This is a genomic window from Pseudomonas sp. NFACC05-1, assembly GCF_900100135.1.
GTDB classification, from domain to species: Bacteria; Pseudomonadota; Gammaproteobacteria; order Pseudomonadales; family Pseudomonadaceae; genus Aquipseudomonas; species Aquipseudomonas fluorescens_Q.
This window is the reverse complement of sequence record NZ_FMTR01000006.1, coordinates 50,161-74,092: the sequence shown is the minus strand read 5'-3', so window position 1 is coordinate 74,092 and position 23,932 is coordinate 50,161. Positions and strand designations below refer to the sequence as shown.

General features: G+C 60.2%; 20 protein-coding genes. 8 read left to right on the top strand and 12 right to left on the bottom strand.

Going from position 1 to position 23,932, the window contains the following annotated elements:
• Window positions 1-5: 5 nt before the first annotated feature.
• The 7 genes from algG to yaaA form a co-directional block, all read right to left on the bottom strand.
• Window positions 6-1,595, bottom strand: coding sequence for a mannuronan 5-epimerase AlgG (gene algG, locus BLO97_RS11750; RefSeq protein ID WP_092346092.1), 1,590 nt, complete (start codon window positions 1,593-1,595; stop codon window positions 6-8).
• A gap of 26 nt (window positions 1,596-1,621) precedes the next feature.
• Window positions 1,622-3,112 (bottom strand): alginate export family protein, encoded by a 1,491-nt coding sequence (locus BLO97_RS11745; protein ID WP_063325227.1) that lies wholly within the window; start codon window positions 3,110-3,112, stop codon window positions 1,622-1,624.
• Between the two features lie 5 nt (window positions 3,113-3,117).
• Window positions 3,118-4,602, bottom strand: coding sequence for an alginate biosynthesis TPR repeat lipoprotein AlgK (algK, locus tag BLO97_RS11740; RefSeq protein WP_092146852.1), 1,485 nt, complete (start codon window positions 4,600-4,602; stop codon window positions 3,118-3,120).
• Between the two features lie 15 nt (window positions 4,603-4,617).
• Window positions 4,618-5,787: an alginate biosynthesis protein Alg44 gene (locus BLO97_RS11735; RefSeq protein ID WP_063324507.1), complete on the bottom strand. Its 1,170-nt coding sequence runs from the start codon at window positions 5,785-5,787 to the stop codon at window positions 4,618-4,620.
• Window positions 5,788-5,822: 35 nt separating this feature from the next.
• Complete coding sequence (gene alg8, locus BLO97_RS11730; protein ID WP_371856190.1) at window positions 5,823-7,304, bottom strand: mannuronan synthase; 1,482 nt, start codon at window positions 7,302-7,304, stop codon at window positions 5,823-5,825.
• 100 nt (window positions 7,305-7,404) lie between these two features.
• On the bottom strand, window positions 7,405-8,721 hold the full coding sequence (locus BLO97_RS11725) for a nucleotide sugar dehydrogenase (RefSeq protein WP_063324509.1): 1,317 nt from the start codon (window positions 8,719-8,721) through the stop codon (window positions 7,405-7,407).
• 810 nt (window positions 8,722-9,531) lie between these two features.
• Window positions 9,532-10,311: a peroxide stress protein YaaA gene (gene yaaA, locus BLO97_RS11720; protein WP_092345979.1), complete on the bottom strand. Its 780-nt coding sequence runs from the start codon at window positions 10,309-10,311 to the stop codon at window positions 9,532-9,534.
• A 310-nt stretch (window positions 10,312-10,621) separates the two neighbouring features.
• Here yaaA and BLO97_RS11710 point away from each other — a divergent pair, with 310 nt between their 5' ends.
• The 6 genes from BLO97_RS11710 to BLO97_RS11685 all read left to right on the top strand — a co-directional run bounded on the left by BLO97_RS11710 (window position 10,622) and on the right by BLO97_RS11685 (window position 15,850).
• Complete coding sequence (locus BLO97_RS11710) at window positions 10,622-11,752, top strand: polysaccharide deacetylase family protein (RefSeq protein WP_092345977.1); 1,131 nt, start codon at window positions 10,622-10,624, stop codon at window positions 11,750-11,752.
• A 336-nt stretch (window positions 11,753-12,088) separates the two neighbouring features.
• Entirely contained in the window at window positions 12,089-13,483 is a 1,395-nt protein-coding gene (locus tag BLO97_RS11705; RefSeq protein ID WP_092345975.1) for a PhoH family protein, read from the top strand.
• A 167-nt stretch (window positions 13,484-13,650) separates the two neighbouring features.
• On the top strand, window positions 13,651-14,124 hold the full coding sequence (gene moaC, locus BLO97_RS11700; protein WP_092345973.1) for a cyclic pyranopterin monophosphate synthase MoaC: 474 nt from the start codon (window positions 13,651-13,653) through the stop codon (window positions 14,122-14,124).
• Window positions 14,121-14,363 carry a molybdopterin converting factor subunit 1 gene (gene moaD / locus BLO97_RS11695; protein WP_053189805.1) on the top strand — a complete coding sequence of 81 codons (243 nt, stop codon included), beginning with the start codon at window positions 14,121-14,123 and terminating at the stop codon, window positions 14,361-14,363. The genes moaC and moaD overlap by 4 nt, the downstream gene beginning before the upstream one ends.
• 3 nt (window positions 14,364-14,366) lie before the next feature.
• Complete coding sequence (gene moaE / locus BLO97_RS11690) at window positions 14,367-14,819, top strand: molybdopterin synthase catalytic subunit MoaE (RefSeq protein ID WP_063324513.1); 453 nt, start codon at window positions 14,367-14,369, stop codon at window positions 14,817-14,819.
• 254 nt (window positions 14,820-15,073) lie between these two features.
• Window positions 15,074-15,850 carry an ABC transporter substrate-binding protein gene (locus tag BLO97_RS11685; RefSeq protein WP_092345971.1) on the top strand — a complete coding sequence of 259 codons (777 nt, stop codon included), beginning with the start codon at window positions 15,074-15,076 and terminating at the stop codon, window positions 15,848-15,850.
• A 100-nt stretch (window positions 15,851-15,950) separates the two neighbouring features.
• Here the strand turns inward: BLO97_RS11685 and BLO97_RS11680 are convergent, their stop codons facing one another.
• The 5 genes from BLO97_RS11680 to BLO97_RS11660 all read right to left on the bottom strand — a co-directional run bounded on the left by BLO97_RS11680 (window position 15,951) and on the right by BLO97_RS11660 (window position 21,172).
• A complete protein-coding gene (locus BLO97_RS11680) occupies window positions 15,951-16,577 on the bottom strand; it encodes a helix-turn-helix transcriptional regulator (protein ID WP_003205307.1) in 627 nt (208 codons plus the stop codon).
• 89 nt (window positions 16,578-16,666) lie between these two features.
• On the bottom strand, window positions 16,667-17,794 hold the full coding sequence (locus tag BLO97_RS11675) for an NAD(P)/FAD-dependent oxidoreductase (RefSeq protein WP_092345969.1): 1,128 nt from the start codon (window positions 17,792-17,794) through the stop codon (window positions 16,667-16,669).
• Window positions 17,795-17,854: 60 nt separating this feature from the next.
• Window positions 17,855-18,805 carry an ornithine cyclodeaminase family protein gene (locus tag BLO97_RS11670; RefSeq protein WP_092345967.1) on the bottom strand — a complete coding sequence of 317 codons (951 nt, stop codon included), beginning with the start codon at window positions 18,803-18,805 and terminating at the stop codon, window positions 17,855-17,857.
• 137 nt (window positions 18,806-18,942) lie between these two features.
• The gene (gene rhlB, locus BLO97_RS11665) at window positions 18,943-20,418 is read right to left on the bottom strand and encodes an ATP-dependent RNA helicase RhlB (protein ID WP_063324516.1); all 1,476 of its coding nucleotides are present in this window, start codon (window positions 20,416-20,418) and stop codon (window positions 18,943-18,945) included.
• Between the two features lie 97 nt (window positions 20,419-20,515).
• On the bottom strand, window positions 20,516-21,172 hold the full coding sequence (locus tag BLO97_RS11660; protein ID WP_063324517.1) for an alpha/beta hydrolase: 657 nt from the start codon (window positions 21,170-21,172) through the stop codon (window positions 20,516-20,518).
• A 473-nt stretch (window positions 21,173-21,645) separates the two neighbouring features.
• Here BLO97_RS11660 and BLO97_RS11655 point away from each other — a divergent pair, with 473 nt between their 5' ends.
• Both BLO97_RS11655 and BLO97_RS11650 read left to right on the top strand, forming a co-directional pair.
• Window positions 21,646-22,677, top strand: coding sequence for an amino acid ABC transporter substrate-binding protein (locus tag BLO97_RS11655; protein ID WP_092146866.1), 1,032 nt, complete (start codon window positions 21,646-21,648; stop codon window positions 22,675-22,677).
• Between the two features lie 65 nt (window positions 22,678-22,742).
• Window positions 22,743-23,924 carry an amino acid ABC transporter permease gene (locus BLO97_RS11650; protein ID WP_063324518.1) on the top strand — a complete coding sequence of 394 codons (1,182 nt, stop codon included), beginning with the start codon at window positions 22,743-22,745 and terminating at the stop codon, window positions 23,922-23,924.
• Window positions 23,925-23,932: the final 8 nt, after the last annotated feature.

Sequence of the window (23,932 nt, the reverse complement as noted above, 5' to 3'; positions counted from 1 at the left end):
CATCCTCAGTCCCGCAATTCGGTCTGGCGTTCGACAGGGTCGATCAGCACGGCTTTCTGCTGGCGCACCAGCAGGTCGAGAATTTCATCCTGGCGCTCGCCGAGAATTCCCGAGAAGCTGATGCCGCTGGATTTGGTCGGCGCGAGCATGGACACGCGGTACAGCTCAACGCTCAACGGCGAGTCGATGGACAATGGGCCGCTGCCGTTGGCGGCCAGTTCGCCACCGACTACGATCAGCGAGACCTGGGCGTCGAACGGGTCGAGCTTGATGTCCCGGTCGGTGTCGGACAGGTCCTTGATGTGACCGTAGAGACCGGTCAGGCCGTTGGCCATGGATACGTTTTCGTAGAGGCGAATGTTCACGCTGTTACGAACCCGGATGCCGTGGCGGCGGTTGCTGATCACTTTGTTGCCCCACAGCAGGTTGTCACCACTCTCGTAAAGCGTGATGCCGTCTGTGTGGTTCTTGTAGATCTCGTTGTAGGCGATCAGGTTGTTGACGCTGTTACGGTCGATCACCAGGCCCGAGAGTTTGTTGTCGTAGCTGCGATTGTTGAAAATGAAGCTGTCGTTGACCTCACGGGAAATAATGATCCCGTGCTTCTTCTTGGTCCCGTAGACGGTGTTGTCGGCGATGATCAGCCGATGGGAACGGTCGTGGGGGTCGATGCCGTAGACGATGTTGTCTTTGTAGGTATTGCCCTTGATGACAAAGTCGCGGGTCTCGTAGCAGTAGAAGCCGTACCACATGTCCGAGAACTCGGAACCGATGATCCAGCCGGTCGGTTCCGGGCGCTTGAGGACCTTGGCCATGTTCGGCGTGTACTGGGAAATACTCACCCCGTACGACTTACTGTTGGCGTAGCCGAAGCTGGCCATCTTGGTGTTGACGATGTAGGTCTCGGTACCGCCCCACGACAGCAGGAACGGACGGAATTCCTTGGGCGAGCGAAACGTGGCGGGGCCATTGTCCTTTTCGCGCCAGCCGGTGACCTTGGTGTCGCGGATGAACATCTGGCCATCGTTGACCAGGAATGAGCCGCCCTCTTGGGACAGGCGCAGTTCCTGGGTCTGTTTGTCGATTTCCAGGATGCCTTTCTGGCCAACCACGATCGGAATCTTCGCCAGGTAGACACCTGGCGAAGTTTCGATGAGGTACTTGGGCTGTTTCTTGGCCAGGTCCTTGAGGTTCATGTAGCCATCGTCGAGGAAGATGGCCTGTGGGATACCGTGCTGACGCACGACCCACTCGGCCATCTTGTTGTCGCCGCCGATGAAGTCCTTCAAGGCGTTTTCCTGCATCATCCGGCGCACGCTGACCTTGCCGGGCTTGGTGCGCACGATCTTGGCCGCGACCGCTTCGGCGGTATAGCCTTTGAGGTCGGGCAAGGTCGGCTTGGCCAGTTCCAGCGGTGCGGTCGGCGCGCTGCTGACGGTATAGGTCTTGGCTCGTTGCAGTTCCTTGGCCACGTTGCCCGGCTTGACCACCGGTTCAACGTTGGCGAACGCCGGCGAGCCGGCCAGCAGCATCGCTGCGACCAACAGGCTGATCGAACCTTTCATCGCCTGGCTGTTCCTGAGGTAGCGGTTCATTTCGGGCACTCCCATGGCCATTCGCATCAGAAGCGCCAGATCACGTCGACAAAGGCGCGATGCATGTACGAATCGACCTCTTTGCCGTAGGCGTCGCCTGGCTTGAACACGCCGCCACGAAAGCGCACCAGCGCCGACGGCTCATCAATTGACTGACTCAGCGCGGCCGGCAGCAGGCCTTGCTTGAAGTACTTGGTGACGACCAGATCGACTTCCTGGCCCAGGTCCTTGTCGCCATCACGCAGCGGCAGGGTCGAGGTGGACAGGATTGCGCCGGTCACGTCGTCGGTGTTGTTTTCCACGGCATTGATACCGTTGCTGCCCACTGGCTTGTTGCCGTCCACGCGCCAGAACTTGTGATACACAAGGCTGGCGTCGTATTCGTCACGCAGTTGCCAGGAACCGAACAGGCTGGCGCTCTGGGTGTTGGCCATTTCGCCACGGAATGCTTCGCCGAAACGGTGGACGCGCGAACGGGTGCCGGTGAAGTTCGAACGGTTGCTTTGCAGGCCGTTCTGTTCGTAGTCCTCGCTGGCGCGAGCATAGGCCGCACCGACTTGCCATTGCGGGTCAAGGCGCAGGCGGATACCCAGGTCAGTGGCCCAGCCGTCCACATCATCGCTGTGCTTGGCTTCTGTCGGGCGGGTGCCGTCGGCATTGAGCGGGTTGACGGTGTCGCGGTCACCGGTCATGCCCGTGAGGCTCGCCCAGTAGTTGACGGTGTTGGTGTTGCGCCAGTTGTAGGCGTCGCTGTTGGCTTCCAGGCCGAGCCAGGTCAAGTCACCATTCTCGGTCTTGTCCAGGGTATCGGTGGGCTCGCCCGGGGTAGGGTAGTCGAGGCTGCCGTTGTCATGGGAGTGGTGGGCACGGATACCGGCCCATTGGCCTGGCATCCACTGGTAACCCACGTCGCCGTAGACGTGCATGCGGTCCTTGTCCTTGGGGGACAATTCCTTGAGGTCGGTGCGGTATTCGCTGAACCGTTCGGCCACGCCGAGGTTGGCCCGCAGCAAGGTGGTGTCGAAGGTCCAGTTCAGGGCTTCGATGTTGGTGTCACGCCATTGGCCGTCGTCGTTGCGCAGGCGCTGGCGACCGAACTTCAACTGCTCGCCCGGGTAGGGGGTCAGGCCACGGTAGCCAATCCAGAACTCGCGCATGGCCAGGTAGCTTTTCTTGGCTTCGCGGTCACCGCTGTCGGTTTGCTGGGTGCTGCCATCGGACTGTTGCAGGGTGTCGGTCTCGATGATGTCGCTGGACGTCACGGCCTGGGCCATGGCGTAGGCGCTCCAGGCGCCGCTTTCACTTTCACCGTAGACCCATGGACGCAGGTCCAGGCCGACACCGTTGACGTCGCCACCGCTCTGGGTGCCGAGATCACGGTCATCTTCGGACTGCCCGGTGATCTTCACTTCCAGGCCGAAATTCTTGCTATCGGTCAGTGCCGCCAGGGTCGGACAGGACCACAGCAGGGCAAACGACAGGCCAATACCAGCCTGCACAAAAGGGTTGAGCTTCAAAAGCTTCATAGAGGTTCCTCGCCGTCATCTTCTTTTAGGGCTTGCAGTTCCAGCGTATCGGGGCTCATTGCGCCGCGAATGGCCTGCTCTTGTTGTAGCAGGCGTTGGGCTTGTGCAAGTTGTTCCGGCGGTAATTGTGCTTCGAGGGTTTGGGCAAGCTCGATGGCTTGCGGGGTGTTCTGCGCCTTGGCCAACTGGCTGAACACATACGCGTTGACCGGGTTGGGCTTGGTGCCCTTGCCCTGGGAGAACAGCTGGGCAATGGCGAAGTCGGCGCTGTTCTGGCCGTTGCGGGCGGCCTTGAGCAGGTGGTCCAGGGCTTTTTGCGAGTACACCTGGCCCAGATAACCGCGGCGATAGATCTGGCCGAGGTAGTAATCGGCAGCCACTTCGCGGCCAACGGCGTTCTGGAAATGCGCCTCGGCGGCCTTGGCATCGGCCGGAACCCACTTGCCTTCGTAGTACAGCTTGCCCAGCAACAGCTCGGCACGAGGCTGGTCGGCGGCGCGGCCGTTTTCCAGGTATTGCATCATCTTGTCGACGTCACCCAGTTCCGGGAAGTCGTAGAGCAGTTGCGCCAGGCTGACCCAGGCAGCGGGGTAGCCAGGAGCGATGCCTTCGAGCAACGACTGGGCGGTCTTTTCATCGGTCTTGCCCAGGCTGGCGTCGGCCAGGACACGGGCGACGCTGTCCACGCGCTGGGCGGATACGACGCCACGGGCGTGACCGTCCTGCATCTGCTTGAGCAATGCGGCCTGCTGTTCCGGCTGGCCGCGTTTCTGATAGACCGTGGCGAGTTCGACGTAGCAGATGTCCGTGGTCGCCAGCGCGGCCTTGCAGACCTTCTCGACTTCATCCAGGTGCTGGTCGTAGGTGCCCTGGGTGCGGTAGAGCAGAATCTGCGCCAGGCCCGCTTCCGGGTAGCCGGCGCTGCGCCATTGGCTGATCTGCTGCTGGGCGTTGACGTTCGGGAAGCTGTGGGGATATTGCAGGTACAGCATCGCCAGCGGGATCAGGGTGTTGCCTTCCCCGTTGGCGAAGGCTTTCTTCAACAGGCCTTCGGCTTCGTGTTTTTCCGCTTCAGTGGAACCGGGCTTGGCCACCAGCAGGCGACCCAGGCGAGCCTGGGCCCGTGGCGAGATATCGGCGGCGGCGCGGTAAGTCGCCTCGGCTTTTCTCATCTGCTCGGGATCGCGGCTGTCCACCTGGATATCGGCCAGGCCGACCTGGGCTTCGCTGTAGCCCAGGTCTGCCAGCTGCTGATAGTTCTGCTGCGCCAGCGCCGTGTCGCCGCGCTTGAGGGCTTCGTTGGCCAGGCGCTGGTCGGGCAGGCCGGCACAACCGGCCAGGCTGACGGCCAGTGCCAGGGCACACAGTGTTCCCATGTGGGAACGAGTTTGCGGCATAGCATCCTGACCGCGTTGATCCTTTCGCGAGCAAGCTCGCTCCCACAGAGCCTGTGGGGTGTTCAGGATTTTTATAATGGTCACGGGCATATCCTCGACTTAAATACCGACGGCCATGGCTTTGTCGATCAGCCAGTTCAGGTTCGGACCACGGTCGCTGGTGACTTCTACCGGCCGGCCGGCCAGCGAGCTGTCCAGGGGTTCGTCAGGTTGGATCAGCACACGGATATCGGAGGACAGGTCGGCACTTTTCAGGCTGGTGCTGCTGACGATCTTGCCGGTACGGGTGGTGTCTTCGCCGGCGACCTGGAAGTTGACTGGCGTACCTGGGCGCACGTCGCCGAACTGGCGATAGGAGAAACGGGCTTCGACGTTGGCTTCGGTGCCCCGTGGGACCAGTTGGAAGATCACGTCACCCTTGCTGGCGTACTGGCCGTTGGCGACCAGTTGCTGGGACACGATGCAGTCGCACGGCGACGTCAGGGTGCCAGTCATTTGCTTGCCGAACAGCTCCTCGACCTTGGCCGGCTGCAACTGGTTGTCGTCCAGGTGACCTTTGAGCACGTCGAGCATGCTGGTGCTGAAGGTCGCCAGCGGGGCGCCTTTGGCAGCCACGCCGTCGGCCTTGACCAGGCTCTGCACGGTGCCGTCGCGCGGCATGGTAATGGCCATGCCCGGCACGTTCACCAGGCCGGCCTGGGCGTGGCTGACAAAGTACATGCCGTACACCGACTTGAAGATGAAACCGAACGCCGCCAGGCCAACGGCGAAGACCCCCAGGCTGAAGGTCACGGCGCGTAGGCGCCCCATGGCACTCATGCCGCCGTTTTCGTCTTTCTGTTTGCGGGCCTTGGTGAAGTTGTCGCGCTGCAGGGTCGCCAGCACGTCACCGACACCGACGATGTCGCCGGCCAGGTGCGAGGTGATGATGTGACGCAGTGTCGAGATGTCCCGCGGCTCCAGGTTCTGGAACTGGCAACCGGTGCGGCCGGTCTGGCGGTCGTAGGAACGGATCTGCAACTCCACGTCCATGGCCAGGCCAAGGTTGTCGATGACGAACTGCAGGCGACCTTTGTAGGACTCCCCGGTCTTGAGGGGCATCTGGCCGGCGTTGAAGCTCAGGCCGCCGGCGGACAAGTCCAGGACCTTGACTTCCATCGGCGTACGGTCAGGGCCGAAGAAGCGCAGCTTGGCCGGGATTTTGACCCGGGCGTGTTGGCGCTGGGCTTCGGATTCATGCACTACGTTGACATTCACGGCGGTGTTCATAGGGGCGATTTCCTAGTTAATTCATTCAAGTCCGGTCAGACCATCGTCAGCAGCACGGCGACAAAGATGCTGCCGGCGGAGAAGGTCATGGTCCGAGACGACCAAGTGTTGAACCAACGTTGAAAGCTGGCGAGATCACGGGTCAGTGAGGTGGGCTGGCGGGTCCAGGACTGCTGGTCGAGGCGGAAGAACACATAGATCTTCACCAGGGCACCGACGATCTGGTTGTAATAGAGAATCGCCGGGTAGGCAGGGCCGATCTTGTGTCCGGAGCACGACAGCAACAGGGTCAGCAGCAACCGGGTGATGCCGATCCACAGCAGGTACACCAGGATGAACGCGGTGCCGTACTTGAAGCTGGCGATCAGTGCCACGGTCAGGCCCAGCAGCGACGTCCACATCGACACACGCTGGTCGAGCAGCACCACCGAGGTGAACAGGCCCAGACGGCGCAGACCCAGGCCCAGTGCCCGGGAGTTCTGCCGCAGGTTGTTGCCGTACCAGCGGAACATCAATTTGCGGCTGGCCTTGATGAAGCTCTTCTCCGGCGGGTGTTCAACGGTGTTGATCGCCGCATCGGGCACATAGAACGTGTCGTAGCCCAGGCGCATCAGGCTGAACCAGCTCGACTTGTCATCGCCGGTCAGGAACTTGAAGCGACCCAGGCGCCAGTGTTGCAGCGAGTCGCTTTCCACGTCGGCGATGAAGTCCGGGTTGGTGACCACGGTGGCGCGGAACACCGACATGCGGCCGGTCATGGTCAGCACGCGCTTGGACAAGGCCATGGAACACATGTTGATGTGCCGCTGGGCGAAACGCAGCTTGTGCCATTCGCTCATGATGTAGCCGCCGCGCACTTCGCAGAACTCGTTGGTGGTCAGGCCGCCGACGTTGCCGAACAGCTGGAACCACGGCACGGTCTTGCGCACGACGCCTTCGGCGAGCACGGTGTCGCCATCGATCACCGCTACGACGGCGCGGTCATCCGGCAAGTGGCGGGAGATGGCGCGGAAACCGTAGGCCAGGCCGTCGCGCTTGCCGGTGCCAGGGATACGCACGAAGTCCAGCTTGACCCGCGCTGGCGGGTTCATGCGGGCCCAGAGGCTCTTGACCAGCAGTTCGTCGGACATTTCCACGATGGAGCAGACCACGGTGGTGGGCAGCCCGCATTCGATGGCCTCGCGAATCACCGAGCCGTACACCTGGGCGGTGGTCAGCGCATCGATCCGGAAGCTGGTGACCATCAGGTACACATGGGACGGATCCGCCGCCTTGCCCAGCTTGCGTACCTTGCGGCGCAGGTGCGGGTAGACGATGTACAGGAAGATCATGCCGCGCACGAAATGCGTTGCTCCCATGGAGTAACGCCAGATGCCCACGGCGCCGATCAGGAAGATGAAGTCCTTGGATTCGGAGTCGAACGTGGACGTGGGCAGCGCCATGGCGATGCCCATCAATAAACTCAAGTAAAACAGCCAACCGGCGGCCTGAAGCAGGCCGTGCTTTAGCCTGTGCATAATCTGCATCCGTCTCTATCTCGGGCGGGCCTTGTGGGCGGCCCGATGGGTTAAGGCAGGCGAAAGGCCGGCCGGAGCATGCCCCGGCCGGCAAACAGACTTACCAGCAGATGCCTTCGGTCCGGCCACTCGGGTTGGTGGCCTTGGACATGAAGCCGACCAGGTCGATGACCTGCTTGCCTTCCGGTACGTTCTCGGTCAGCGCGCGGAACTTCTCGTCGCGGTTGCCCAGGATGATGATGTCGGAGCTGTCGATCACCGAGTCGAAGTCGGAGTTGAGCAAGGACGAGACGTGAGGGATCTTCGACTCGATGTAATCCTTGTTCGCACCGTGGACGCGGGCGTATTCGACGTTGCTGTCGTAGATCTTCAGGTCGAAGCCCTTGCCGATCAGCATTTCCGCCAGTTCTACCAGTGGGCTTTCTCGCAGGTCGTCGGTACCGGCCTTGAAGCTCAGGCCCAGCAGGGCGACTTTGCGCTTGTCGTGGCTGGAAACGATGTCGAAGGCGTTCTGCACCTGGGATTCGTTGCTGCGCATCAGCGAGTTGAGCAGCGGCGCTTCCACGTCCAGGGAACCGGCACGGTAGGTCAGGGCGCGAACGTCCTTGGGCAGGCAGGAGCCGCCGAAGGCGAAGCCTGGGCGCATGTAGTACTGGGACAGGTTCAGGGTCTTGTCCTGGCAGACCACATCCATCACTTCACGGCCATCGACGCCGACGGCCTTGGCGATGTTGCCGATTTCGTTGGCGAAGGTCACCTTGGTGGCGTGCCACACGTTGCAGGTGTACTTGATCATCTCGGCGACGGCGATGTCCTTGCGGATGATCGGCGCATCGAGCTCTTCGTACAGCGACTGCAGAACGTCACCGGAGGCGGTGTCGAACTCACCGATAACGGTCATCGGCGGCTGGTCGTAGTCCTTGATCGCGGTGCTTTCACGCAGAAATTCAGGGTTGACCGCGACACCGAAATCGACGCCGGCTTTCTTGCCGGAGCAGTCTTCCAGGATTGGGATCACAACGTTTGCCACTGTGCCCGGCAATACGGTGCTGCGAACTACGATAGTGTGGCGGGTGGTCTTGTCACGCAGGACAAAACCAATCTCGCGGCACACCGCTTCGATGTAGTTCAGTTCCAGGTCGCCGTTCTTTTTGCTCGGTGTACCGACGCAGATCATCGACAGGTCAGTATCGCGAATCGCTTCGGCGAAGTTGGTCGTGCCGCGCAGTCGACCAGTTTGAATGCCTTGCGCCAATAGCTCACCAAGACCAGGTTCAACGATCGGCGATTTACCGGCGTTGATCATGTCGATTTTGTCTTTGGCGACATCCACGCCAACTACATCATGGCCCCGTGCAGACAGGCAACCGGCACATACTGCACCGACGTAACCCAAACCAAATATGCTAATGCGCATCGCATTTCCCTCTGTTTTTCACGCCATTAAATGGCCGGAGTTAATAGTGTTCAGCGGTCATAGTGCACTCGGAAGTGTGGAATGCAGGCGCCACAATGCCGTGTGCAGGCATACTAAGTTCCGAGTGTCTAAATAAATGCACTCAAGTTGTGCGCAATGTGGCCTAGTTGTTATGACCTGCCCTGTTATGCAGCCAGTCCTCGTTATCGGGAACGCTCGTGCAAAGGTCCTTCACTTCCGATCCCTGGCAAAAAGCCCACAAAATCAAAAGTTTGTGTGCTCGGGTGAGCACGTTATAGGGGCGCAGCCTTGGCCTTGTAGGGGATAGTAATGGTGCTTTATCTCCCATCCTTTAAGGGTGGATCCAATTAGACGACCGTTTCGCTAAGTTGTCGTGACAACTTGGTTAATCCGTTCGACGTCCTTTGTAAGTTATCTCGTACACGCTCGCCGAGAATCGTTACGGATGGTATGAGCCATGCAATTTGACATAGTTCCGATCCGCTCATCGCGATTTTCGAAATTTTTCGAAATATTATCGAAGATGGCACTGGCCTCAATATGATGGCACTTGCCGTTTTGCCCTTTATTAATGGGGAGTTAGGAGGGGTAGATAGTTTTGTGCCACTACTGATGAAAAAAATCGGTGCCACTACGCAAAAAACTGACGAGTGTCGAGTGAAAGAAAAGTTAGCGCAGGAGTGGGGCGATTTATTGGCGCCATGAAACTGGCGAAGTGGGCGATGAACTAAGATGACAAATAGGCAGATGATCGAAGCCCCCGATCAGGGGGCGGTATAGGGTCATGCCTTATTCGGGGGCGTGATCGCGCAGGAAAACCAGTTTGTCCCGGCTCGATTGTTGGGCGTTGAAGCGGTAGCCCTGTACATCGAACTGGCTGAGTGCCGCAGGGTCGCTGATCCGTTCCTGAATCACGAAACGACTCATCAGGCCCCGGGCTTTCTTGGCGTAGAAGCTGATGATTTTGTACTGGCCATTTTTCAGGTCGCGGAATTCGGTATCGATGACGCGCGCTTTCAGTGCGCTGCGCTTGACCGCCGAGAAGTATTCATTGGAAGCCAGGTTCAGCAGAACGTCGTCGCCCTGGTCGGCGAGGGCTTCGTTCAGCCATTCACTGATGCGTGCGCCCCAGAAAGCATAAAGATCCTTGCCCCGGGCATTGGCCAGCTTCGTGCCCATTTCCAGGCGATAGGGTTGCATCAGGTCCAGTGGCCGCAGCAGGCCATAGAGGCCAGAGAGCATGCGCAGGTGTTGCTGGGCGTAGTCGAAGTCGGCGTCACCAAAGCTTTGCGCATCGAGGCCCGTATACACGTCGCCCTTGAAGGCCAGCAGCGCCTGCTTGGCATTGGCCGGAGTGAACGCCGGTGTCCAACTGCCGAATCGCGCGGCATTGAGGCCGCCGATCTTGTCGGAGACATGCATCAGCTCGCTGATCTGTGCCGGGGAGAGTTCGCGCAGTTGCTCGATCAGTTCCTGGGAATGATCCAGGTACTGTGGCTGGGTAAAACGCTCGGTGGCCGGCGGTGTTTCGTAATCGAGGGTCTTGGCGGGGGAAATCACCATCAGCATGAAATCGTCTCCTTGAGGGTGCGGCGATTCTAGGGGGTTGTCCGGGTGGACTCCAGCTATTGGGGTGATAGGTGATCGGTGGTGATGCTTTTGTGGCGAGGGAGCTTGCTCCCGCTCGGTTGCGCAGCGACCGCAAAATTTTGGGGGCCGCTTCGCAGCCCAGCGGGAGCAAGCTCCCTCGCCACAAAAAGCACTTCCACCACAAAATCCTCCAACCGCAGAAGCCGCTTTGCCATGAGGCGTTCGCCGGCGGGTATTGCATCAGGATCGGCTATGATGCCGCGCGGGTTTCGTTATGGAGACATCCCTTTTGCGTATCGCTCTTGTGTTATCGGCCTGGCTGTTGAGCCTGGGTGCCATTGCCGCGCCCGCGCCCAATGATGTCGCGACCCTGGACCGCAGCACCTGGCCGGAACAACTCACCAGCCCGACGCTGTTCGACGTGGCCTCGCGGGCCGAGATCCTGATGTTCGCCCGGGTCCTGCTGGACGTCGATGCCATGGACGAGATCGCACTCAAGCAGTACTTGGGGCTGCGCTCGGTCAACATGGTTGCGATCGATGCGCTTCGCACCCGGCTGTGGCAGCGGTTGTTGGCCAGCTACAACTTTGCCCAACGCAGTTGCGATCAGGACGCTTCCTTCTGTTACTTGGTCGAGGACATGGCGACCCTGCGCGAAGAAGCGCGCAGGTTTCATCTGGATGACGATTCCTACTACATCAAGTGGGCCGCGCCGAGTCAGATCTTTCATACCCAATACCGCGACGAACTGCTGCGTAAAGCCGCGCTTTTTCCGCAAACCAGCAGCGAAATCGAACGTTTCGGCGATTACGAACGCAACGGCGAAGACATGAACGACCGCCTGTTCCTGCTGACCTTCGACAGCGCCGCCAACGTGGTGCCGGACAACACTGCGTGGCTAACCGAATACCTGCGCAAGGCGAACGTCAATGGCACCTTCTTCGTGCTGGGCAAGGACATCCAGGCGCGGTTGCAAGAGGGCTCGGTCAACCATCTCCAGGCGTTGTATTCGAGACAATGCGTGGGCGTGCAGGGCTGGGAGTTCCGCTCCCACAGTTATTGGCAGGACTGGCAAGACTCGGTCCGGCGCAGTGTCGAGCTGGTCAAGGGCAAGCTGCCCGAAAATTATGTGCCGCTGTTTCGTCCACCCCAGGGCCAGCGTCGTGGCGATGCACAAGCGTTCTTTGAGCAGCAGGGCTTGCAAGTGGCGCTGTGGGACATCGATCCCCAGGACAGCAACAATCGACTCAAGCCTGAGCAAAGTGCCCAGCGTGTGCTGACCCTGATGCTGCTGTGGCGCCACGGGGTGATCACTTTCAATGCCAAGCAGGATGGGGTGAAAACGGCGATGCCCTGGTTGATGACGCAGACGGCGCAAAGCGGGATCGGTTGGGCGGATTGCCAGGAAGCGTTTCGCTGAAACCTGAAAAGGCCCGGAAACATTGGGGGAAGAGGAAAAACCGGCGCACATTCATGACAACCGGACTTCCGACTTTAACGGCGCAATGGCGGTACGCCAAGGGTTATTCGTCACTCTGAAAAATAAACTTCAAAAAAGCGTCAAAGTGCTTTTTCCTGTCATGGTTTTTGGAGTATCAAGAAGACAGACCGCCGAAACCTGCAACACAGGTGGCGTCTTCCAAGACCCAGATTGTGTGCAGTTCACCTGAATCGTCGCGGGTGAATTCGGTGGCTACCTCGAGGCGCAGCACTGTCACGGTATTGCGTCGAATGGCCCCCACATAGGTGACCGAGTATGGATGACCACGGACGTAGCCCTTCCTCCAACCAGCCAATCCTCTATGTACTCGATACCAACGTATTGATCCACGATCCAAACGCCCTGCTGAACTTCGAAGAACACCACGTTGCCATCCCGATGACCGTGCTTGAGGAGTTGGACAAACTCAAGAGCGGGCACCACAGCGTTGCGGCCGAATGCCGGCAGGCGATCCGCCTGATCGACAAGACCCTGGGTGACGCCTCTCCGGAGGACGTTGAGCTCGGCGTGCCGATCCAGCGTGGTAAAAGTGGTCCCAAGGGCCTGCTTTCGATCCTGATGAGCAAGCGCACCGAACCCAACCTGGTGCTGCCAGAACACCTGAACGACAACATCATCATCAACCAGTTGATCGACCTGCACGCGCGCACCAAGGACCAGGCCGTGGTGCTGGTGACCAAAGACATCAACATGCGCCTCAAGGCCCGCGCCTGCGGGATTGCGGCGGAGGACTACAGCACCGACCAGTTGGTCGACGACATCTCGCTGTTGCCCAATGGCTACCACACCATGACCGGCTCCTTCTGGGACCGTGTGAGCAAGGTCGAGACCCGCCAGGACCACGGCCGCACCTGGCACCAGGTGCAACTGATCGACAACCTGCCGGCCGTGCACATCAACGAGTTCATCATCGACGAACAAGGCTTCGTCGGCTGGATCAAGGAAATCCAGGTCGACAAGCTGCTGATCCTCGACCTGCACCAGGAGCCTTTGCTGCACCAGGAAGCCTGGGGCCTCAAGCCCCGAGACATCTACCAGAGCCTGGCGCTGTTCGCCTTGCTCGACCCGGATATCCACCTGGTCAACCTGTCCGGCGCCGCCGGTTCCGGCAAGACCATCCTGGCCCTGGCCGCTGCCATCGAGCAGACCATGGTCAGCAAACGCTACCGGCGCATCATCGCCACCCGCAGCGTGCAGGGCCTGGACCAGGAAATCGGCTTCCTGCCCGGTACCGAAGCGGAAAAAATGGAACCTTGGCTCGGCGCCATCACCGACAACCTCGAAGCCTTGCACATGGATGACGAAAGCACCCATGGCAGCGTCGACTACATCCTCAGCAAAGTGCCGTTACAGTTCAAATCCCTCAACTACATTCGAGGCCGCAGCTTCCAGCAGAGCCTGATCCTGATCGACGAATGCCAGAACCTGACCCCGCACCAGATGAAAACCATCATTACCCGTGCCGGTGCCGGTTCCAAAGTGGTGTGCCTGGGTAACCTGGCGCAGATCGATACCCCTTATCTGTCCGCGACCAGCTCCGGGCTGACCTACCTGACGGAACGCTTCAAGGACTTCCCCAACGGGGTCCACATCACCCTGCAGGGCGTACCGCGCTCGATCCTGGCCGAATACGCCGAATCCCACCTGTAACCCCTGCCAAACCGGGCGGCCTTCTAGCCGCCCGGTTTTTATGCTGTACAAAAAAACTGTGGTAGCGCTGACTTTCGACTCCAAGACCCAAGTGGGGTGCGACAATCGACCCTGCCGGTTTCTGACTTACGGGTTTACAATCGACACTCCCGATCAGGAGTAACCCTGTGCTGACTCATCTCGATTCCCAAGGTCGCGCCAACATGGTCGACGTGACCGACAAGGCCGTGACGTTCCGTGAAGCCACGGCCGAAGCCTTTGTGCGCATGTTGCCCGACACGCTGCAGATGATCGTCAGCGGCGGTCACCCCAAAGGCGATGTGTTCGCCGTCGCACGCATTGCCGGCATCCAGGCGGCCAAGAAAACCAGTGACCTGATTCCGCTCTGCCACCCGCTGTTGCTCACCAGCGTCAAGGTCGAGCTCAATGCCGAAGGCGAGGACCAGGTACGCATCGTCGCCCGTTGCAAACTGTCCGGGCAGACCGGCGTGGAAATGGAGGCCCTCACCGCCGCCAGCGTCGCTGCACTGACCATCTACGACATGTGCAAGGCCGTCGACCGTGGCATGACCATCGAAGGCGTGCGGGTGCTGGAAAAACTCGGCGGCAAGAGCGGCCATTTCCAGGCGGATGCGTCATGAAAATCAACGTGAAGTTCTTTGCCCGTTACCGTGAAGCGCTGGGTGTGGACTCGGTAAAGGTGGAAGGCGATTTCGCCACGGTCGACGATGTGCGCGTGCTGCTTGCCCAGCGTGACGGGGCCGAGGTGCTGAAGGAACAAAACCTGATGTGCGCGCGCAATGAAGACCTGTGCCAGCTCGACGAACCGCTGGCGGACGGCGACGAAGTGGCGTTTTTCCCCACCGTGACCGGAGGCTGAACCATGGCGATTCGTGTGCAGGTCGCACCGTTCGACGCAGGGGGCGAAGTCAACGCGATGCACGCGGCCAATGTCGGCGTGGGGGCGGTGGTGAGTTTTGTCGGCTACGTGCGCGACTTCAATGACGGCCTCGATGTGTCCGGGATGTTCCTGGAGCATTATCCAGGCATGACCGAGAAAGCCCTGGGCAAGATCGCCAGCGAGGCCGAGCAGCGCTGGCCGTTGCTCAAGCTGGAGGTGCTGCACCGTATCGGCGCCCTGGAACCGGGCGAGCCGATCGTCTTCGTCGGGGCCGCCAGTGCCCATCGCCAGGCGGCATTCGACGCCTGCGCCTTTGTCATGGACTACCTCAAGACCCGAGCGCCGTTCTGGAAGAAGGAAAACACTGTCGACGGCCCGCGCTGGGTTGAAGGGCGGGACAGTGATCATGCGGCAGCGGATCGCTGGAAGCAGTAAACCCCCCGTCTTTTTTTCGCAAGCCACGAGCCCGCCATCGCGAGCAAGCTCGCTCCAACACTGGATCTTCGTTGTACACAGGTCCTTTGTGGGCGCGAGCTTGCTCGCGATGAGGCCGGCAGCCTCCCATCACTTTCCCCTGTTTCCCCAATTGACGCTTTGTACATAAAAGTCCAGTATGGATTTATAAGTACATAAAAGTCATCGCCCCACCTTTCTCTGCCAAACCAACAACAACCCGCGAGAGATCGATCATGAAGAAACTCCCCCTCATCACTGGCCTGGCCTTGAGCCTGTTGGCCTCCAGCAGCCTGTTCGCCGCTGAGAAAACCTTGCGCATCGGCATCGAGGCGGCGTACCCGCCTTTTGCTTCCAAGACCTCGGAAGGGAAGATCGTGGGGTTCGACTACGACATCGGCAATGCCCTGTGCGCGCAGATGCAGGTCAAGTGCGAGTGGATCGAAGGTGAGTTCGACGGGCTGATTCCGGCGCTCAAGGTGAAGAAGATCGACCTGGCGCTGTCGTCCATGACCATCACCGAAGAGCGCAAGAAGTCGGTGGATTTCACCCACAAGTACTACTTCACCTCGTCGCGCCTAGTCATGAAGGAAGGGGCGGTGGTCGATGACCAGTACGTCAGCCTCAAGGGCAAGACCGTCGGTGTGCAGCGGGCCACCACCACTGACCGCTACGCCACTGAAGTCCTCGAGCCCAAGGGTGTGGTCGTCAAGCGCTATGGCAACAACGAAGAAATCTACATGGACCTGGCGTCCGGTCGCCTCGACGCGATTTTTGCCGACACCATCCCCCTGGAAGACTTCCTGTCGATGCCCCGTGGCAAGGGTTACGCCTTTGTCGGCCCCGAGCTCAAGGACCCGAAATACGTCGGCGAAGGTGCCGGTATCGCGGTGCGCAAGGGCAATACCCAACTGGTGGCGGATTTGAACAAGGCCATCGATGGGATTCGCGCCAATGGGGAGTATCAGAAGATCCAGGGCAAGTATTTCAAGTCGGATATCTACGGCGACTGATTGACCGCCATCGCGAGCAAGCTCGCTCCCACAGGGCCTGGGTACAAAGATCCAGTGTGGGCGCTTGCTCGCGATGGCGGCAGACCTGGCAAAGCAGATTTCAGCCCTTCAACTCCTTCAAATGCTTGTACACCGTCGCCCGCCCCATATTCAGCACGTTGGCCACGTAGTTGGACGCGCTCTTGCCCTTGAACGCGCCTTCGGCATGCAGCGCCAGCACCAGCTCGCGTTTGTGGTCGCGAGTCAGCAGGTTCAGGCTCAATTGACGCTCGCGCATCCAGGCATGCAGGAAGGTGTTGATCCGCTCCTGCCAGTCATCGCGAAACAGTGAGTCTGGCTGGGGGATCAACTTGCTTGGCGACAGGAACAGATCCAGCGCGGCCTTGGCGTTCTCGAACAGCGAAATATTCAGGTTGATGCACAGCACCGCCAGCGGATGTCCGTCGGCGTCACGCAGTACGCTGCTGAGGCTGCGAATCTTCTGTCCGTCCCAGTTCAGCTTCTCGTAGGGCCCGATATTACGTTCGCTGACATCCTCGCTGAGCATGTCTTCCAGGGACGAGTCATCGCCAATTTCACGCTTGGACAGGTTATTGGCGATGTAATCGACTTTTTGGGTGCGCAGGTCGTGCAGCACCACTTCGGCGTGGGGGTAGAACAGCGTGGCGATAGCGTCGGCGATGGTGCGGAAGTTTTCCAGCGCCGGATCGGGTGGCGAAGCAGTCATGACAGGGCTCCAGGCAGCGTCAGCGCCCCGTGAAACAGGGGCGCGGGGGAGTGTGCCGCAATCGCGGCGATGCGTCACCTCAAGGTGGTTCAGCCCAGTCGTTCGGGTGACAGCATGGCGATGCTCAGGCCGAAACGGGCCAGGGCCTCGGGTAGCGGTTCGCCACGCACCAGCGCCGCGCTGGCCTGGCCCATGGCCGGCGACGTCTGGATGCCGTAGCCACCCTGGGCCGCGACCCAGTACAGTCCGGGCACCTGTGGATCGAAGCCGGACAGCAGGTCCCCATCGTGTACGAAACTGCGCAAGCCGGCCCAGGTGCGGGTCGGGCGGCGGATGGTCAGGGTGGTGGCTTCTTCGATCTGGTAGATGCCCATGGCGATGTCCAGCTCTTCGGGCTGTACATCGTGAGGTTCCACCGGGTCGGCGTTGGCCGGCGAGCCGAGGAACATGCCGGCGTCGGGCTTCATATAGAAGGATTCGTCCAGGCTCACCAGCATCGGCCAGTCGTGGATGTCCACGCCCTCGGGCCCGGCAAAAATGAATGCTGCACGCCGCTTGGGTTGCAACCCCAGCTTCCGGGCGCCGGACATCTGGGCAATGTGATCGGCCCATGCGCCGGCTGCATTGATCAGGACCGGTGCTGTGAACGTCTGGTTGGCGGTGTTCACTTGCCACAGCCCCTGATCATCGCGGCTCAATTGCTGCACTTCGCTGTCGGTGTGCACTTCACCGCCATTGCGACGAATACCGCGCAAGTAGCCCTGGTGCAGCGCATCGGTGTCGATGTCGCAGGCCGTGGGGTCGTAGATCGCTCCGTGGACCTTGTCCCGTCGCAGGATCGGCAGCCTTGCACAGGCCTCGTCGGCGCTGAGCAGTTGCATCTGCGGCACCGTGGCCTTGGCGCTGAGGTACTGGTTGTTCAACTCGGCCGGGTCACCGGTGAAATCCACCGTCATTTCGCCCCGAGGGGTCAGCAAGGGGTGTTCGCAGAAACCGGCCGGCGGGGCGTCGAAAAAATCCCGGCTGGCCTGGGTCAGCGCTCGCACCTGAGGGGTGCCGTAGGCGGCGGTATACAGTGCCGCCGAGCGTCCGGTGGAGTGATAGGCCGGATGGGATTCGCGCTCGAGCACAATCACACGGCCGTGGGGGGCAAGCCAGTAACCGGTGGATGCACCGGCAATGCCGCCGCCGATGATGATGAAGTCTGCTGAGGTCATGAAGCTCTCCTGTGGAGCACATTGCCGGGCGTTCGCGGAACCTGTGGGAGTCGAGTTGTGTCAGTGGTGGTGCAATCGGTAAAGGGCATTCGCCAGTGCAACATCCTCCAGCCCCAGGCCGATGGAGCGGAAGAACACGTGGCGTTGGTAGTCGGGACGCGCCACCTGTTCGCTGAGCAATTCAGGCAAATCGCCGATGATCCTCGACGCCTGCCAGCCATGCTGTTCACCGGCGATCAGCATTTCACCGGCCGAGCCTGGGGTGGTCTGACGATAGTCGCAGAACACGTCCATGTCGTTGAGGCTTTGAGGGGGGACTTCATGGGCCTGCGGAGCGTTGGTACTGATCGAGGTGATCAGCGCCGGTTTGCCCAGGGTCTGCGGGTCGAGTACCGCTTTGGCGGACGAGGTGCAGAGCATCACCACGTCGGCGTCGTGCAGCGCCGCTTCAAGGCTGTCGGCGATGTGCAGGCGAGGGTCCAGGTCGGTGACGGAGGCAAGTTCTTGTGCCGATTTGGTCTTCAGGCCTGGCGAATAGAGGCTGATCGCTTGCCAGTCCCGCAGGCCCTTGACGTATTGCACGTGTGCCCGCGCCACGGGGCCGCTGCCAATGACCACCAGGCGCCGGGCGTTGTGCGGGGCGAGGGCATCGACGGCAACAGCCGTGGTGGCAGCGGTGCGAGCGGTGGTCAGCTCGGCGGCATCGCACAGCAGCAGCGGCTGGCCGGTCTGCATCGACATCAACAAGGTCCAGGCAGTCACCAGCGGGCCTTGCTCGCGCACGATGTAGGGCGAGGTCTTGATCCCGTAGACCTGGTCTTCAGCCAGCACCCCCAGGTAGTTGATGAAGTCCCCGGCGCCCTGGGGAAACACCACCAGTTGCTGGGGTGGCTGCACCGCCTGTCCGGCGGCAAGATCGCGGAACAGCTCGCGCAGGATGTGCGGCACGTCGATTTGCCCGAGCAGTTCTCGTGCCTGGGCTTGGGTCATCACATAGGGCGTGCTGGGCATGGGGGCTCCGGATGCTCGAGTAAACTATTTTGTCCATTATGGACTTTTAGTTTACTTGGGCAATATCCCGAGGCAAAAAAAAGCGCAGCCTGTCTTGGCTGCGCTGATCCTTCCTACGCTCTGCGTCCGTCTCGATGCTAAGGGCGCTTGCGCTCGACCGGACGTAACAGGTGGGTCGGGGGCATTTCGCAACTGATCTTGCGGCCCAGCAACGCTTCGATCGACGGCAACTGGTAGGAGTCATCTTCGCCAGCGAAGCTGATCGAAACCCCGGCCGCCCCGGCACGACCGGTACGGCCGATGCGGTGCACGTAGTCGTCCGGCACTTCCGGCAGGGTGAAGTTGATCACGTGGCTGATGCCGTCGATGTGGATGCCGCGACCGGCCACGTCAGTGGCGACCAGTACGCGGATCTTGCCTTCGCGGAAGCCTTCGAGGGTCTTGATGCGCTTGTGCTGGGGCACGTCGCCCGAGAGCTGGGCCGCGTTGACGCCATCGCGCACCAGGCGTTCTTCGATGCGTCGCACTTCGTCCTTGCGGTTGGCGAACACCATCACGCGCTCCCAACCGTTGTCGTTGACCAGGTTGTAGAGCAGCTTGTACTTGTCGGCACCGGCGACTGCGTAGATATGTTGTTCGACGTTTTCGCTGGCGACGTTCTCGGCTTCGATCTCGACGATGGCCGGGTCGGTGGTCCACTGCTTGGCCAGGTTCATCACGTCCTCGGTGAAGGTGGCGGAGAACAGCAGGGTCTGGCGTTCGCTTTTCGGTGGAGTCTGGCGAATGATCTGGCGCACTTGCGGGATGAAGCCCATGTCGAGCATGCGGTCGGCTTCGTCCAGCACCATCACTTCGACCATGTCCAGGTGCACGTCGCCGCGCTGGTTGAAGTCCAGCAGGCGGCCCGGCGTGGCGACCAGGATGTCGCAGTGACGGGCTTCGAGGTGCTTGAGCTGCTTGTCGAAATCCATGCCGCCCACGAACGTCATGACGTTCAGGCCGGTGTACTTGGTCAGGTCGGCGGCGTCCTTGGCGATCTGCACCACCAGCTCGCGGGTCGGCGCGATGATCAGTGCCCGCGGTTCGCCCATGTAGCGTTCCTTGGGCGGTGGGGTCTGGAGCAGCTGGGTGATGATGGAAATCAGGAACGCGGCCGTCTTGCCGGTGCCGGTCTGGGCGCGACCGATGGCGTCTTTGCCGGCGAGGGTGTAACCGAGCACTTGCGCCTGGATCGGCGTGCAATAGGGGAAACCCAGGTCCTGGATGGCATGCATCAGTTCCGGGGCGAGCTTGAAATCGTGGAAGCGGGTCTTGCCTTCCTGGGGTTCTACGACGAAGTCCTCGAGCTTCCAGGCGACGACCGGCGGTTTCGGTGCGCGTTCGCGGCGTGGCTTGGGGGCTTCGTTGCGTGGTTTTTCCGCTGCCGGGGCGGTGACAGGCTGTGCGGTTGGCGGTGTCATCGGCTCTTTTGTCACGCCTGCAACAGGTGCGGTGCGGTGCGGTTGTTGCGCATCGGTGCGGCTCGGGCCGTGGGTCGGCGCAGTGGAGCCAGGCGCGAGTTGCTCGGCCTCGCTTTTACCGAACATCTTCTTGAGTGCTTTGAGCACGGTCATCTCATCGATTGGTTAAGGAATGTACGCCGGCCAGTGTAATGCAAGAAACGGGCGCGGCGTAGTGTGATCGTCAAAGGACGGAGTGGCGATCAGCCTCTTAGCGCAACCGCTCGGCCAGCCAGGTGCCGATGTCGCGAATCTCCTCGGGTAACACTTCGTGGCCCATTGGGTATTCTTGCCATGTCACGGTGACACCATGCTGCTTTAAATACTCTTTCGCGGTCCGCCCCATGGGGTTGAGTACCACTTCGTCGTATTGCCCGTGCAGCGCCAGGACCGGAATGCGTTGCTGGCTGGCCGACAATTGCAGCTCATCGCTGAAAGTCGGGGCATAAGTAGACAGCGCGACCACGCCGCCCAGCGGGCCCTGCCATTTCACGAATGCCGTGTGATAGACCACCGCGCCGCCTTGGGAGAAACCCGCCAGGAAAATCCGCGAGGCGTCTATTCCGCTGGCTCGCTGGGTTTCGATCAGGTCGATGACCCGTTGTGCCGAAGCTTCGAGCTGCTGTTCGTCAATGGCCCGGGCGGGGCTCAAGGCGCGGATGTCGTACCAACTGGGCATCTCATAGCCGCCGTTGATCGTTACTGGTTGGGTCGGTGCCTGGGGCAGAACGAAACGTGTGGTAAGCAAACTTTGCTGCAACATTTCGGCGACTGGCAGGAAATCAAAACGATCGGCGCCCAGGCCGTGAAGCCAGATAACGCACGCGTCGGCAGTGCTGCTGGGCTCGAGAATCAGGGGGTCGGTCATGGTTGTGCTCCAAATCTGTGCGGGCGCGCCCAATCAGTGCGTGATTACAGTGCGTGTCCGGTGTCTCAGTTAATTAGATGTCGCAAAGTTGAAAGTTTTTGTCTTGACGTGTTTTACAAGGGCTAAGCGCAGCGGTCTGGTACGGGCTTTGCTATGGGTGTACCTGAGTGATGATTCTTACGCTGTGCGGTAACACTATCAGTTCACCGCTACGCATGGGATATCAGAAATCCGGTGATGAATGTTCGCCAGCAGCCGCTACGGGCTTCGCGAACGTGAAGGGCTACAGCCCGTTCGGCCGATTGGTGAGAGATGGGCATGACCGCTGTTTACGGACATCCTCATTATTAGACTCATAGCGAAGGTCCAGACGTCGGTTGACCCTAAAAAAAGCCAACAAGGGTCGGCAATGCCTCAAAAGGGTGCGACAGGACTCGAGCTCCGACACAACAAGAGCAAAACTGGAGGTTTGAATGAAGTTACTGAAATCCACCCTGGCCGTCATGACTGCAGCAGCAGTCCTTGGTGTCAGCGGGTTCGCTCAGGCGGGTGCAACTCTGGATGCCGTGCAGAAAAAAGGTTTTGTGCAATGTGGTGTGAGTGATGGCCTGCCGGGTTTCTCGGTGCCTGATTCGAACGGCAAGATCGTCGGTATCGACGCTGACTTCTGCCGTGCCGTGGCCGCTGCTGTATTTGGCGATGCGACCAAGGTCAAATTCAGCCAGTTGAACGCCAAGGAGCGCTTCACCGCGCTGCAATCGGGCGAAATCGACATGCTCTCGCGCAACTCCACCATGACCAGCTCCCGTGACGCGGGCATGGGCTTGAAATTCCCAGGCTTCATCACCTACTACGACGGCATCGGCTTCCTGGCGAACAACAAGCTGGGCGTCAAGAGCGCCAAGGAACTGGACGGTGCAACCATCTGCATCCAGGCCGGTACCACCACCGAGCTGAACGTTTCCGACTACTTCCGCGCCAACGGCCTGAAGTACACCCCGATCACTTTCGACACCTCCGATGAAAGCGCCAAGTCGCTGGAATCCGGTCGTTGCGACGTGCTGACCTCGGACAAATCCCAGCTGTTCGCTCAGCGCAGCAAGCTGGCTTCGCCAAAGGACTACGTGGTTCTGCCGGAAACCATTTCCAAGGAGCCCCTGGGCCCAGTCGTGCGTAACGGCGACGACGAGTGGCTGGCCATTGTCCGTTGGACTGGCTACGCCTTGCTCAACGCTGAAGAAGCGGGTGTGACCTCGAAGAACGTCGAGGCCGAAGCCAAGTCCACCAAGAACCCTGACGTCGCTCGTATGCTGGGCGCTGACGGTGAATACGGCAAAGACTTGAAACTGCCGAAAGACTGGGTTGTGCAGATCGTCAAGCAGGTCGGCAACTACGGTGAAATGTTCGAGCGCAACCTCGGCAAGGGCACTCCGCTGGAAATCGATCGCGGCTTGAACGCTCTGTGGAACGCTGGCGGCATTCAATACGCACCACCAGTGCGCTGATGGTTCTATCACCCGGTGGGCCAACCACCGGGTGATGTTCTGTTCCATTCTTTGCGGGGCACTTCATGCAAAATTCAATCGGCGCACCTAAGCAGAGGCTCAGCCTCAGCGATCCACGAGTGCGTGCGTGGGTATTTCAAGTCGTCACTGTCGTGGCGGTTATCGCGCTGGGCTGGTTTCTGTTCGATAACACACAAACCAATCTTCAGCACCGAGGCATCACCTCCGGTTTCGGCTTCCTGGAGCGCAGTGCCGGTTTCGGCATCGCCCAACACCTGATCGACTACACCGAAGCGGACAGCTATGCCCGGGTCTTTCTCATCGGGTTGCTCAACACGCTGCTGGTCACGTTCATCGGCGTGATCCTGGCAACCATCCTGGGGTTCATCATCGGCGTGGCACGGCTGTCGCAGAACTGGATCATTTCCAAGCTGGCAACCGTTTATGTCGAGGTTTTCCGTAATATCCCGCCACTGCTGCAAATCCTGTTCTGGTACTTCGCGGTATTCCTGAGCATGCCAGGACCGCGGGCCGCCCATAACTTCGGCGACACCTTCTTTGTCAGCAGCCGGGGTCTGAACATGCCTGCCGCGCTGGTGGCCGAAGGGTTCTGGCCATTCGTGATAAGCGTAGTGCTGGCGATCGTCGCCATCGTGCTGATGACGCGTTGGGCCAACAAGCGTTTCGAAGCGACAGGCGAGCCGTTTCATAAGTTCTGGGTCGGCCTGGCGTTGTTCCTGGTGATCCCTGCGTTGAGCGCGCTGCTTTTTGGTGCGCCGGTGCATTGGGAAATGCCGGAGCTCAAGGGCTTCAACTTCGTCGGTGGCTGGGTGCTGATCCCGGAACTGCTGGCCTTGACCCTGGCCTTGACCGTGTACACCGCGGCGTTTATCGCCGAGATCGTGCGCTCGGGCATCAAGTCGGTCAGCCACGGTCAGACTGAAGCCGCCCGTTCCCTGGGACTGCGCAACGGTCCGACCCTGCGCAAAGTGATCATCCCGCAGGCCCTGCGTGTGATCATTCCGCCGTTGACCAGCCAATACCTGAACCTGGCGAAAAACTCCTCCCTGGCGGCCGGTATCGGCTACCCGGAAATGGTTTCGCTGTTTGCCGGCACAGTGTTGAACCAGACGGGCCAGGCCATCGAGGTGATTGCGATCACCATGAGTGTGTACCTGGCGATCAGTATCAGCATTTCGTTGCTGATGAACTGGTACAACAAGCGCATTGCGCTGATCGAGCGGTGAGGAAACGC